12 protein-coding genes are annotated in these 12,774 nt (G+C 66.1%); 11 read left to right on the top strand and 1 reads right to left on the bottom strand.

The annotated features are described in order from the left end of the window. Nucleotides 1–115 precede the first annotated feature (115 nt). Complete coding sequence (efp, locus tag ACHL_RS10110; RefSeq protein WP_015937199.1) at nt 116–679, top strand: elongation factor P; 564 nt, start codon at nt 116–118, stop codon at nt 677–679. Beyond that, nucleotides 679–1,089 (top strand): transcription antitermination factor NusB, encoded by a 411-nt coding sequence (gene nusB / locus ACHL_RS10105; RefSeq protein WP_015937198.1) that lies wholly within the window; start codon nt 679–681, stop codon nt 1,087–1,089. Before efp ends, nusB begins: the two co-directional genes overlap by 1 nt. Before the next feature lie 167 nt (nt 1,090–1,256). Here nusB and ACHL_RS10100 read toward each other — a convergent pair whose 3' ends face one another. Next, entirely contained in the window at nt 1,257–2,534 is a 1,278-nt protein-coding gene (locus ACHL_RS10100) for a PrsW family intramembrane metalloprotease (protein ID WP_015937197.1), read from the bottom strand. A 177-nt stretch (nt 2,535–2,711) separates the two neighbouring features. Here ACHL_RS10100 and pyrR point away from each other — a divergent pair, with 177 nt between their 5' ends. The 9 genes from pyrR (at nt 2,712) to gmk (ending at nt 12,762) form a co-directional block, all read left to right on the top strand. Then, entirely contained in the window at nt 2,712–3,299 is a 588-nt protein-coding gene (gene pyrR, locus ACHL_RS10095; RefSeq protein WP_015937196.1) for a bifunctional pyr operon transcriptional regulator/uracil phosphoribosyltransferase PyrR, read from the top strand. Beyond that, nucleotides 3,296–4,324 (top strand): aspartate carbamoyltransferase catalytic subunit, encoded by a 1,029-nt coding sequence (locus ACHL_RS10090; protein WP_015937195.1) that lies wholly within the window; start codon nt 3,296–3,298, stop codon nt 4,322–4,324. Before pyrR ends, ACHL_RS10090 begins: the two co-directional genes overlap by 4 nt. Next, complete coding sequence (locus ACHL_RS10085) at nt 4,324–5,673, top strand: dihydroorotase (RefSeq protein ID WP_015937194.1); 1,350 nt, start codon at nt 4,324–4,326, stop codon at nt 5,671–5,673. The genes ACHL_RS10090 and ACHL_RS10085 overlap by 1 nt, the downstream gene beginning before the upstream one ends. Then, a complete protein-coding gene (locus tag ACHL_RS10080) occupies nt 5,673–6,191 on the top strand; it encodes a PH-like domain-containing protein (RefSeq protein ID WP_015937193.1) in 519 nt (172 codons plus the stop codon). Before ACHL_RS10085 ends, ACHL_RS10080 begins: the two co-directional genes overlap by 1 nt. Before the next feature lie 19 nt (nt 6,192–6,210). Then, nucleotides 6,211–7,482 carry a glutamine-hydrolyzing carbamoyl-phosphate synthase small subunit gene (gene carA, locus ACHL_RS10075; RefSeq protein ID WP_171908912.1) on the top strand — a complete coding sequence of 424 codons (1,272 nt, stop codon included), beginning with the start codon at nt 6,211–6,213 and terminating at the stop codon, nt 7,480–7,482. Then, on the top strand, nt 7,482–10,811 hold the full coding sequence (gene carB / locus ACHL_RS10070; protein ID WP_015937191.1) for a carbamoyl-phosphate synthase large subunit: 3,330 nt from the start codon (nt 7,482–7,484) through the stop codon (nt 10,809–10,811). Before carA ends, carB begins: the two co-directional genes overlap by 1 nt. Further along, complete coding sequence (gene pyrF, locus ACHL_RS10065; RefSeq protein WP_015937190.1) at nt 10,804–11,676, top strand: orotidine-5'-phosphate decarboxylase; 873 nt, start codon at nt 10,804–10,806, stop codon at nt 11,674–11,676. The genes carB and pyrF overlap by 8 nt, the downstream gene beginning before the upstream one ends. A gap of 122 nt (nt 11,677–11,798) precedes the next feature. Then, nucleotides 11,799–12,116, top strand: a complete 318-nt coding sequence (gene mihF / locus ACHL_RS10060; RefSeq protein ID WP_015937189.1) for an integration host factor, actinobacterial type — start codon at nt 11,799–11,801, stop codon at nt 12,114–12,116. 52 nt (nt 12,117–12,168) lie between these two features. Continuing rightward, nucleotides 12,169–12,762, top strand: coding sequence for a guanylate kinase (gmk, locus tag ACHL_RS10055; RefSeq protein WP_015937188.1), 594 nt, complete (start codon nt 12,169–12,171; stop codon nt 12,760–12,762). The last annotated feature ends 12 nt before the right edge of the window (nt 12,763–12,774 follow it).

Here is a 12,774-nt window from a genome sequence, read left to right as displayed (position 1 = left end):
AATTTTTTCCCAGCTCCCCGGATCTTTGACAAAAACGTGCAGGCACGCCATGCGGCGGACTGCCCGGCATAGAACGTCTGACCATGCGCCAGACTGAGAAACCTAAGGAAACCCAGTGGCAACCACGAACGACATTAAGAACGGAACGGTCCTGAAGCTCGAGGGCCAGCTCTGGAACATCATCGAGTTCCAGCACGTCAAGCCCGGCAAGGGTGGCGCTTTCGTACGTACGAAAATGCGCAACGTGATGTCCGGCAAGGTTGTGGACAAGACGTTCAACGCCGGCCTCAAGATCGAAACGGCCACGGTTGACCGCCGGGACTACCAGTACCTGTACCAGGACGGCGCCGACTTCGTGTTCATGGACACCTCGGATTACGACCAGATCACCGTTTCCGGTGCGACTGTAGGCGACGCCACCAACTTCATGCTCGAGAACCAGATGGTCAACATCGCCATCCACGAAGGCAACCCGCTGTACATCGAGCTGCCGCCGAGCGTTGTCCTGGAAATCACCTACACCGAGCCCGGCCTGCAGGGCGATCGTTCCTCCGCGGGCACCAAGCCCGCCACACTCGAAACCGGCTACGAGATCCAGGTTCCGCTGTTCGTTGAAAACAACACCAAGGTCAAGGTGGATACCCGTGACGGCAGCTACCTCGGCCGGGTCACCGAGTAGTGAGCGCACGCGGTAAAGCCCGCAGCAGGGCACTGGATGTTCTTTTTGAAGCGGAGCAGCGCTCCGCTTCCGCCTTTGACGTCCTTCGTGCACGGCGCGAAAAGACCGACCAGATCGTCAACCCCTACACCCTGGAAATCGTCGAGGGCGTGGTGTCCCGCCAGCAGGCCATTGACGAGTTCCTGGAAACCTACTCGCAGGGCTGGAGCCTGGAGCGCATGCCTTCGGTGGACCGGATCATCCTGCGCATCGGCACCTGGGAGTTGCTTTACAACGATGACGTCCCCGATGGCGTCGCCGTCAGCGAGGCCGTGGCCCTGGCCAAGACCCTATCCACGGACGAGTCGCCCCAGTTCATCAACGGCCTCCTGGGCCGCCTGCAGCAACTGAAGCCGTCGCTGCTGGCCTGATCGACCCAACAGCCACGAAGGCCGCATCCTCAGGGGTGCGGCCTTCCGGCGTTACGGCGGCCAGCCGCCGTTGAACCCTGCCTTGTTCGCGGGTCAGAACCCACAAGGCCCGGATATGCGAACATACCCTGGACGGGGCGAGGGAACCCTATGCACCCGGCACGGGGCTAGGCGACGATTGCTGCCCGGAGCGCCAGCACCCTCTGCAGTTGCTTGCGCTCCTCAGCCTGGTGGAGCTGGACATCGCGGCCGCTGAGGATCCGCTGCCGGATGTTGGCCAGCTGCGTGGCTGCCCTGAGGAAATCCTTCATCTGTTGCTTCTTGCCGTATCCGGCTGCCCAGTTCAGCACTGTCCGCCGTCCGCCAATGGTGCCCAGCAATTCGACCTCCGCCGGGGTAAACCAGCCGGCGGCGGAATACTCCAGCAGGCGCTGCCTGGTCAGCCGCTTTTCCGCCACCCTCAGGACGACGATCCCGGCAACTGCAAGGCAGAAAATAGGCACCTGCACCACGATGTAGTCCACCAGGTAGCCGTTGCCCATGCTGTTCCACCGGTTGTGCAGGAACATCGCCGGAAGCAGGCCCACGAAGAAGGCCAGGATGGACACTCCGGTGTGCCACCGCCTTGCTGCGAAACCCATGATCAGGCCTGTGGTCCCGGTAAAGATCGCGTGGGCGAACGGCGACATCACGCCGCGGAGGAAGAACACCTGGGCAAAATCGCCGCCCGGTCCCGGCGCTTCGGCGATGGCGCGGCCAAAGTAGAGGATGTTTTCAGTGAAGGCGAAGCCGCCGGCAATCGTGAACGCGAAAACCACACCGTCCACCGGGCCGTCGAAGTGTTTCCTGGCCAGCAGGAGGAGGACCAGCAGGCCAAGGGACTTCGCGAACTCCTCGACGATGGGAGCCTGCACGGTTGCCATGTAGGTCCGCAGGTCAGGTTCATCCGAGAACTGGAACGTCAGCACGAACAGCGGCTGCACCAGCAAAGTGACGGCAATCGACACCGCTGCGCCCCAGGTGAAGGCGAAGAACAGCAGCCGCTTTGGCTCCGGCTCCCACTTGTCGATGATGACAACAGCCAGCAGTACCAGGGAGAGCGGTATCAGGGATGCGACGAAGCCCCCTACGAAGCCGGCTGTCCCCGTGTTTGCGAGCAGGAACGGCACCACCAGGAACAGGCTGAGGAACGCGAGGATTCCGCCCGCCACCGTAAGGCCAACCAGTCCGCCGTTAATCCTGCCGGGCCTGCGTGTCGCTCCCTGGTCCGGGGGAGGCAGGACGCTGCTGACGGGGCGGCCGCGGTGGTCCGGGGCAGCCAGGTAGTGCTGCGGTGCCACATGGCCCATCCAGCTGGGATTCGCTGGACCGGGAAGGGGGCCGGAAACCCCCGGGTGGTGGCCGTAGGGCTGGCCCGGCGGCGGCTGGCGGGGATGCGTCGACATATCCGCAAGCCTAGGTGGCGGCGTGGTCCGCTCCAAGGACCGCGGACACGCCGCGTTTCAATGTGACGATCAACGCGTTGATCGGGCGCCGCCGGGCGGCGGCCCTATGGTAATTTTGAAACGCACATGATCCTTTTTTAATTCCGTTCTGTGAGGCGGGGAAAGGGGAGACGAGCGTTGACATCTGTCACCAGCGCACCGGTTCCAGCCAGGGTAGTACTCAGCCAGGCTGACATAGACCGTGCCCTCACTCGTATCGCCCACGAGATCCTCGAAGCCAACAAGGGATCCCGGGACCTGGTCCTGTTGGGCATTCCCCGCCGCGGTTATCCGCTGGCAGTCCGGCTGGCCGAGAAGATCGCCGCCGCAGACAACACCGTTGACGCCGCCGCCATAGTGGGCCAACTGGACGTCACCATGTTCCGGGATGACCTGTCGCACCAGGGAACCCGGCCACCCCACCCCACCAAACTGCCCCGTACCGGCATCGACAACAAAGTCGTGGTCCTGATTGACGACGTCCTGTACTCCGGACGGACCATCCGGGCAGCACTGGACGCCCTCGTGGACCTCGGCCGCCCGCGCATTGTCCGCCTCGCCGTCCTGATCGACCGCGGCCACCGCGAGTTGCCCATCCGCGCCGACCACGTCGGCAAGAACCTGCCTACGTCCTCGGTGGAAAAGGTCCGGGTACGGCTCGAAGAGACCGATACCCCCGCCGGCGGAGCGCCCGTCAATGAAGTCGTGATTGAGGGCGGACTGTGAAACACCTGCTCTCCACCCAGGACCTCAGCCTGCACAACGCCATCCGCATCCTCGACACCGCCGAGGAGATGTCGGCAGTAGGCGACCGCGAAGTGAAGAAGCTTCCCGCCCTGCGCGGCCGCACGGTGGTGAACCTCTTCTTCGAAGACTCCACCCGCACCAGGATTTCCTTCGAAGCGGCGGCCAAGCGGTTGTCCGCTGACGTCATCAACTTCGCGGCCAAAGGATCATCGGTCTCCAAGGGTGAATCGCTCAAGGACACCGCCCAGACGCTGTCCGCGATGGGGGCGGACGCCGTCGTCATCCGCCACTGGGCCTCCGGTGCACCGCACCGGCTCGCCGCGACGGACTGGATCGACGCCGGAGTCATCAACGCCGGTGACGGCACCCACGAACACCCCACCCAGGCACTTCTGGACGCCTTCACCATGCGGCGGCACTGGGCGAAGCTGTCAGGTACCCCTTCCGAAGGCGCCGACCTGAAGGGAATGCGCGTGGCGATCGCCGGCGATGTCCTGCACTCCCGCGTGGCCCGTTCCAACGTCTGGCTCCTGCGCACGCTGGGTGCGGAAGTCACCCTGGTGGCGCCCCCTACGCTGCTGCCCATCGGCGTCGAGAAGTGGCCCTGCGCCGTCAGCTACGACCTCGACGAAACTCTCGCCCGGGGCGTCGACGCAGTCATGATGCTCCGTGTCCAGGGCGAACGCATGAACGCTTCCTTCTTCCCCAGCACCCGTGAGTACTCACGCCGCTGGGGCTTCGATGACAACCGACTGCGCGCCCTCGACAGCCTGGGCATGAAGGACACCATCATCATGCACCCGGGCCCCATGAACCGGGGGCTCGAAATCAGCGCAGCCGCAGCAGACTCACCCCGTTCCACCGTCCTCGCGCAGGTCCGCAACGGCGTGTCCGTGCGGATGGCGGCGCTGTACCTGCTGCTCTCCGGGGACACCCGGGAAACAGCCGCACCCCCGGTCCTGGCCGCTGCCGGAACCGCCCATTCCACCAAGGAGAGCATCTGATGGCCGGCAACACCGGAACGTACTTGATCCAAGGCGCCTCCATCCTGGGCGGCGGGCCGGCAGACCTGCTGATCCGCGACGGCATCATCGCCGAAGTCGGCACCGGCCTCTCGCCGGAAGGACAGGACGGGGATGTCACGGTCATCGACGCCGCGGGCCTGGTGGCGCTTCCCGGCATGGTGGATGTCCACACCCACCTCCGCGAGCCCGGGCGGGAGGACGCGGAAACCGTGGAGACCGGAACCCGTGCAGCAGCGCTCGGCGGCTACACGGCCGTCCACGCCATGGCCAACAGCACTCCCGTTGCCGATACCGCCGGCGTGGTGGAGCAGGTCTACACCCTGGGACGCGCCGCAGGCTGGGTTGACGTCCGCCCGGTGGGTGCCGTCACGGTGGGCCTCGCGGGGGAGCAGCTGGCAGAACTGGGTGCCATGGCCGATTCCCGTGCCCGGGTCAGGATGTTCTCCGACGACGGCATCTGCGTCCACGACCCCGTCCTGATGCGCCGGGCGCTGGAGTACGTCAAGGCGTTCGACGGCGTTGTGGCCCAGCACGCGCAGGAACCGCGCCTCACCGCAGGGGCACAGATGAACGAGGGCGAGGTGTCCGCCGTCCTGGGCCTGAGCGGCTGGCCCGCCGTGGCCGAGGAAAGCATCATCGCCCGCGACGTCCTGCTCGCCCAGCACGTCGGCTCCCGGCTGCACGTCTGCCACGTGTCCACCGCCGGTTCGGTGGAAATCATCCGCTGGGCCAAGGAACGCGGCATCAACGTCACCGCCGAGGTCACTCCGCACCACCTGCTCCTCACCGACGACCTGGTCCGCAGCTACGACCCCGTATTCAAGGTCAACCCGCCGCTGCGCACCGACGCCGATGTCCAGGCATTGCGCGCCGGGCTGGCAGACGGCACCATCGACGTTGTGGGAACCGACCATGCGCCACACCCCAGCGAGCACAAGGAATGCGAATGGGCGCAGGCGGCCATGGGCATGACCGGCCTGGAAACCGCGCTGTCAGTGGTCCAGCACACCATGATCGAAACCGGCCTGATGACGTGGGCCGATTTCGCCCGGGTCACGTCCTCGGCGGCTGCGCGGATCGGCAGGCTGGAAGACCAGGGCCGTCCGCTGGAAGCCGGTGAACCCGCCAACGTGATCCTGGTGGACCCGGCCGCCCGCTGGACCGTAGACCCGTCCCAGATGGCCACCATGGGCCGGAACTCACCCTTCAAGGGCCGCGAGCTCCCGGGCAAGGTGGTGGCCACGTTCTTCAAGGGCCACGCCACGGTCCTGGACGGCAAGCTGAACACGCCCTACCCGCACGCCGCAGTCGAGGCAGGCGCCGCCTGATGGAGAAAATCCTTCCGGGACTGGCGATGCTGGCGATTATCGCCATCGTCTTTGTCCTCCTCGGCATTGGCTGGCGCAACCGCCTGAAGCGCCAGTCCGACGTCGGGCCCCTGCCCCAGGCGCCCGCGGAACCGGGCGAGCCGTCTGCTGAGGCGGAGGGACAGTACGTTGCCACCACCACCGGCGGCGACTGGCTTGACCGGGTGGCCGTCCACAGCCTCGGCATCCGCACCAACGCAACCCTGGCCGTATACCCGGGCGGTGTGTTGTTCGACCGTGCCGGCGCCCCCGCCCTCTATATCCCTGCTGCGTCGCTCACCGGTGTGCGGCAGGAAAGCGGGATGGCGGGCAAGTTCGTGGAGAAGGACGGCCTGCTCGTCCTGACCTGGCTGCACGGCCCCCACGAACTGGACACCGGATTCCGGACCCGCCGCGCGGCGGACAAGGAAACCCTGTACACAGCACTCCAGGAATTGATCTCTTCAGCCCCGGCGGCTGACGCCACCAGTGGAAAGTAAGACAGTGAAAGCGAATACAGTGACTTCAACCACCGCCACCCCGGCAGCCCCCGCTGCGCTCGTCCTCGAAGACGGACGCATCTTCCGCGGCACCAGCTACGGCGCCACCGGAACCGCCCTGGGCGAAGCCGTCTTCGCCACCGGCATGACCGGCTACCAGGAGACCATCACGGATCCCTCCTACGCCCGGCAACTGGTGGTCCAGACCGCACCGCACATCGGCAACACCGGCGTCAACAGCGAAGATGCCGAATCGCGCCGCATCTGGGTGGCCGGCTACATCGTCCGCGACGCCGCCCGCCGTCCCTCCAACTGGCGCTCCGAGCGCTCCCTGGACGAAGAGCTCGTCGATCAGGGCATCGTCGGGATCCAGGGCGTGGACACCCGTGCCATCACCCGCCATCTCCGCGAACACAAGACCATGCGCGCCGGCATCTTCTCCGGCGACGCCGCACGGGCATCGGACAAGGAACTGGTGGACGCCGTCCTCGCCAGCGCCCCCATGGAAGGCGCCCGACTCGCTGAGGAAGTCAGCGTTGACGAAGCCTACGTGGTGGAACCCAAGGACCACGGCTGGGACGCCGAACCCCGGTTCAGCATCGCCGCCATCGACCTCGGCATCAAGGCCATGACCCCCGTCCGGTTCGCCGAGCGTGGCGTGCGCGTCCACGTCCTGCCTGCCACCGCCACCCTGGACGATGTCAAGGCGGTCAACCCGGACGGCTTCTTCATGTCCAACGGACCCGGCGACCCCGCCACCGCCGACGCCCAGGTCAAGCTGCTCCGCTCCGTCCTGGACGAGAAGCTGCCTTACTTCGGCATCTGCTTCGGCAACCAGATCCTGGGCCGCGCCCTCGGGTTCGGCACCTACAAGCTCCGCTACGGCCACCGCGGCATCAACCAGCCCGTCATGGACCGCCGCACCGGCAAGGTGGAAATCACATCCCAGAACCACGGCTTTGCCGTGGACGCACCGCTCGACGGCGCCACCCAGGCTCCGGAGGAGCGCTACGGCCGGGTGGAGGTCAGCCACGTCAGCCTGAACGACGACGTCGTGGAAGGCCTCGCCTGCCTCGACATTCCGGCTTTCTCGGTGCAGTACCACCCTGAGGCCGCGGCCGGTCCGCACGATGCCGCGTACCTGTTCGACCGCTTCATCGACCTGATGGAAGGCACGCGGGACGGAAAGACCGCCAACGAGTCCAAGGATCGCGTGGACTCCGCCCATAACCCTGTTGAAGGCTCCGCCGCGCCGAAAAACTCCGACACCAAGACTGAGGACAAGAAGTAATGCCGAAACGTACAGATCTCAAGAGCGTCCTCGTCATTGGTTCCGGCCCGATCGTCATCGGCCAGGCCGCCGAATTCGACTACTCCGGAACCCAGGCACTGCGTGTCCTGAAGGAGGAGGGCCTCCGCGTCATCCTTGTGAATTCCAACCCGGCCACCATCATGACCGACCCCGAGTTCGCGGACGCCACCTACATCGAACCCATCACCCCCGAGGTGGTGGAGAAGATCATCGCCAAAGAACGCCCCGACGCTGTGCTGCCCACCCTGGGCGGCCAGACGGCGCTCAACACGGCCATTGCGCTGGACAAGAACGGCGTGCTCGAGAAGTACAACGTGGAACTGATCGGCGCGAACATCGCCGCCATCGAGCTCGGCGAAGACCGCGAAAAGTTCAAGGGCGTGGTGGAACGCTGCGGCGCCGAATCCGCGCGCAGCCACATCATCCACACCATGGACGAAGCCCTTGAAGCTGCCAAGGATCTTGGCTACCCGATGGTTGTCCGCCCCTCCTTCACCATGGGCGGCCTGGGCTCCGGCCTGGCGTACAACGAGGACGACCTGCGCCGCATCGTTGGCCAGGGCCTCCAGTACAGCCCCACCAGCGAGGTCCTGCTCGAGGAGAGCATCCTCGGCTGGAAGGAATACGAACTCGAGATGATGCGGGACAAGAACGACAACGTGGTTGTCGTCTGCTCCATCGAGAACTTCGACCCCGTGGGCGTGCACACCGGCGACTCCATCACCGTGGCGCCGGCCCTGACCCTGACCGACCGCGAGTACCAGAAGCTCCGCGACGTCTCCATCGCCGTGATCCGTGAAGTGGGCGTGGACACCGGCGGCTGCAACATCCAGTTCGCCATCGACCCCGCCACCGGCCGCGTGGTGGTCATCGAAATGAACCCCCGCGTGTCCCGTTCCTCGGCCCTGGCGTCGAAGGCCACCGGGTTCGCGATCGCCAAGATCGCCACCAAGCTGTCCCTGGGCTACACGCTGGACGAAATCCCCAACGACATCACCCAGAAGACCCCGGCGTCCTTCGAACCGACGCTCGACTACGTTGTGGTCAAGGTTCCCCGCTTCGCGTTTGAGAAGTTCCCGGCTGCGGACAACACCCTCACCACCACCATGAAGTCGGTGGGCGAAGCCATGGCCATGGGCCGCAACTTCACCGAAGCCCTGCAGAAGGCCCTCCGCTCCCTGGAGCAGAAGGGTTCGCAGCTGGACTTCAGCTCCGTGCCGGAGTACGAAGTGGCCGAGCTCATCGAGAAGGCCAAGCGCCCCACCACGGACCGGCTCTACCAGGTGCAGCGCGCCCTGCTGGGCGGCGCAACCGTGGAACAGCTTTTCGAAGCCACCAAAATCGATCCCTGGTTCCTGGACCAGCTCGAGTTGCTCAACGAGGTTTCCAGGGAGATCCGCCAGGCTGGCGCCCTCACCACCGACATGCTGCAGCGTGCCAAGCGCCACGGCTTCTCCGACGAGCAGATCGGTGCCCTGACGCACAACTCCGAGGCCGTGGTCCGCGGTGTCCGCCAGGCCCTGGGCATCCGCCCCGTATACAAGACCGTGGACACCTGCGCCGCTGAGTTCGCCGCCTACACGCCGTACCACTACTCGGCCTACGACGAGGAGGACGAGGTTGCGCTGCACTCCAAGCCGTCCATCCTGATCCTCGGCTCGGGCCCCAACCGCATCGGCCAGGGCATCGAGTTCGACTACTCCTGCGTCCACGCCTCCATGGCGCTGCGCAAGGCCGGCTACGAGACGGTCATGGTCAACTGCAACCCGGAAACCGTCTCCACGGACTACGACGTCTCCACCCGCCTCTACTTCGAGCCGCTGACGCTCGAAGACGTGCTGGAAGTCATCGCGGCCGAGGAACGCACCGGCGGCGTCATGGGCGTCTTTGTGCAGCTCGGCGGCCAGACCCCGCTGAAGCTGGCCCAGCAGCTGGCCGACGCCGGCGTGCCCATCCTCGGCACCTCCCCGGAGGCCATCGACCTCGCGGAACACCGCGGAGCCTTCTCCCGCGTGCTGGACAAGGCCGGCCTGGTATCCCCGAAGAACGGCACGGCCGTCTCCTTTGAGGACGCCAAGAAGATCGCCGACGAGATTGGCTACCCCGTACTGGTCCGCCCGTCCTACGTCCTGGGCGGCCGCGGCATGGAGATTGTCTACGACGAGCCCAACCTGTCCCGCTACATCGCCAACGCCACCGAGATCACCCCGGACCACCCGGTCCTGATCGACCGCTTCCTGGAAGACGCCGTCGAAATCGACGTCGACGCCCTCTTCGACGGCACCGACATGTACCTGGGCGGCATCATGGAGCACATCGAGGAAGCCGGCATCCACTCCGGTGACTCCGCCTGTGTCCTGCCGCCGATCACGCTGGGGAGCAACGTCGTCGAACGCGTCCGCACGGCCACCCGCGCCATCGCCGAGGGCGTGGGCGTCCGCGGCCTGATCAACATCCAGTTCGCGCTGGCCTCCGACGTCCTGTACGTCCTCGAAGCCAACCCGCGGGCCTCCCGCACCGTGCCGTTCGTCTCCAAGGCAACGGGCGTGCAGATGGCGAAGGCGGCCGCCCTGATCGGGACCGGCGTCACCATCAACCAGCTCCGCACCGCCTACAAGATGCTGCCCGAAACCGGCGACGGGTCCACCCTGCCCCTGGACGCGCCCGTGGCCGTCAAGGAAGCGGTGCTGCCGTTCAGCCGGTTCCGCACTCCTGAAGGAAAAGTCGTGGATTCCCTGCTTGGACCGGAGATGCGCTCCACCGGCGAGGTCATGGGCATCGACAAGCACTTCGACACCGCATTCGCCAAGAGTCAGGCGGGCGCCAACAACGCCCTGCCCACCGAGGGCAAGGTCTTTGTTTCCGTAGCCAACCGGGACAAGCGCTCCGTGATCATGGGCGTCAAGCGGCTTTCCGACCTCGGCTTCGAGATTGTTTCCACCGGCGGCACCGCCGATGTGCTGCGCCGCAACGGCATCGCCGCCACCCCCGTGCGCAAGGTTGCCGAAGGCAGCAGCGCCGAGGGTGAAGGCACCATCGCCGACCTCGTCGTCGCAGGCGAGATCGACATGGTCTTCAACACGCCTTCCGGTGGAGAAGCCCGCAGCGACGGCTACGAACTCCGCGCGGCCGCAACGTCCATCGGGATTCCCTGCATCACCACGGTGGCCGAGTTCAACGCAGCCGTCCAGGCGATCGAGGCCATGCGCACCTACGAATGGTCCGTCACCAGCCTCCAGGAACACGCTGCAGCCCTGGGCGAATCCCAGAAGGCCGCAGCCGCGAAGGCAGACCTGCAGCATGCCTGAGCAGGTACCAGCGCACGCTGAAGCGCAGGGCCGGGAGTCCTTTGGCTCCCGGCTCGGCGCCGCCATGGCCTTGCGGGGCCCGCTGTGCGTGGGCATCGACCCGCACCCGGCACTGCTGAAGAGCTGGGGATTGGCCGACGACGTCGCGGGCCTGCGCCGCTTCTCACTCACCGTGGTGGAGGCGGTGGCGTCCCTCGCTGCCGCGGTCAAGCCGCAGGTGGCGCTCTTCGAGCGCCACGGCTCCGCGGGCATGGCGGTGTTGGAGGAAGTCCTGGCGGAGTCGCGGGACCAGTCCGTCCTGACCATCGCCGACGCCAAGCGAGGCGACATCGGTTCCACGATGGCCGCTTACGCTGACGCCTGGCTCCGCGACGAATCCCCGCTGGCGGCAGACTCCGTGACCCTGAGCCCCTACCTCGGCTTCGAGTCCCTGCGCCCGGCGCTGGACCTTGCGGCCGAGACCGGGCGCGGCGTCTTTGTCCTGGCGCTGACCTCCAACCCGGAGGGCGCATCCGTGCAGCACGTCGGGGGAGCAGACTCGGTGGCACGCCGCATCACATCCGCGGCGGCCCGCGAGAACGAACGCTACCAAGGCAGCCTTGGCTCCGTAGGCCTGGTGGTGGGCGCCACCGTGGGCAGCGCCCTGGCGGACCTTGACCTTGACCTCGCAGCCGTCCGGGGACCCATCCTTGCCCCAGGGCTGGGGGCCCAGGGCGCAACGCCGGCCGATCTGCGGGCCACCTTCGGGGATGCCTATCCGCTGGTCCTGGGCACCTCCAGCCGGGACATCCTGGCCGCGGGACCGGAACCCCGCGGATTGCGGGAAGCCGCACAGCGGACCTTGGCGGGCCTGCGCCAGGACTGAGCCGGGAATAGTCCCCGGTTTGCGCCCATCCATTGATTCATCCAGCACCAGAGGGTAGTTTCAGGACAGGTCCAAGGGCGGCCGCCCTTGGATAAATTCCGCCGATTCCGGGGGTATGCGCCATGGTACTGCGACCGTTGTCCGCGTCGGAACGGGCCGAGGCTTTGGGCAAGGCGGCGGCTGCACGGGCTGCCCGTGCGGCAGCCAAGGAAAGCCTCAAGAACGGCAAACGGTCCGCAGCCGACATCATCGACTCGGCCGCCGCCGACGACGCCCTGGCGAGGATGCGGGTTTCCGAACTCCTGGAGGCGCTGCCGGGCATTGGCAAGGTGCGGGCAGCCGCCATCATGGAACAACTGGGCATTGCCGCGTCCCGCCGCGTCCGGGGCCTCGGCGTCCACCAGCGGCGGGCGCTGGTAGATTTTATAGACGAACATTAGGGGCGGCCGGCGCCGGCCCGCCCCAAACCCCCAAACCTCGGCAAAGGAATACGTGAGCAAGAAACCCGGACTGACAGTCCTCGCAGGTCCGACAGCTGTTGGCAAAGGCACCGTATCCACCTATATCCGCGACAACTACCCTGAGGTCTGGCTTTCTGTCTCAGCAACCACCCGCGCCCCGCGCCCGGGTGAAGTGGACGGCGTTCACTATTTCTTCAAGTCCACGGAAGAGTTTGAACGGCTCATCGCGGAGGGCGAACTCCTCGAGTGGGCCGTCGTGCACGGCCAGAACACTTATGGCACGTTGAAGAGCACCGTGAACGAGGCCATTGCAGAGGGTCGCTCCGTCCTGCTGGAAATCGACCTCCAGGGTGCGCGGCAGGTCAAGGAAGCCGTTCCGGACGCGAAGTTCGTGTTCCTCGCCCCGCCCACCTGGGACGAAATGGTGCGCCGCCTCGTGGGACGCGGCACAGAAACCCCCGAAGAACAGCAGCGCCGGCTGGAAACCGCTAAACTGGAACTTGCTGCTGAACCGGAGTTCGACCACACCGTCATCAATGACGACGTCCGCCGGGCAGCGGACGAGCTTGTTTCACTCATGGGGCTGACCCCTCATGCACACCTGCAGGAACCGTCAGCCCGCTAGAATTTTGGAGAA

The organism is Pseudarthrobacter chlorophenolicus A6 (assembly GCF_000022025.1).
Classification (GTDB): Bacteria; Actinomycetota; Actinomycetes; order Actinomycetales; family Micrococcaceae; genus Arthrobacter; species Arthrobacter chlorophenolicus.
The sequence above is the reverse complement of the archived record's forward strand: the minus strand, read 5'-3'. Positions and strand labels throughout refer to the sequence as shown.

Bases quoted from the DNA above. Each gene is read 5' to 3' on its own strand.
- ACHL_RS10100 (WP_015937197.1), bottom strand. From the start codon at position 2,534: ATGTCGACGCATCCCCGCCAGCCGCCGCCGGGCCAGCCCTACGGCCAC.
- ACHL_RS10085 (WP_015937194.1), top strand. From the start codon at position 4,324: ATGGCCGGCAACACCGGAACGTACTTGATCCAAGGCGCCTCCATCCTG.
- ACHL_RS10080 (WP_015937193.1), top strand. From the start codon at position 5,673: ATGGAGAAAATCCTTCCGGGACTGGCGATGCTGGCGATTATCGCCATC.
- carB (WP_015937191.1), top strand. From the start codon at position 7,482: ATGCCGAAACGTACAGATCTCAAGAGCGTCCTCGTCATTGGTTCCGGC.
- pyrF (WP_015937190.1), top strand. From the start codon at position 10,804: ATGCCTGAGCAGGTACCAGCGCACGCTGAAGCGCAGGGCCGGGAGTCC.
- mihF (WP_015937189.1), top strand. From the start codon at position 11,799: ATGGTACTGCGACCGTTGTCCGCGTCGGAACGGGCCGAGGCTTTGGGC.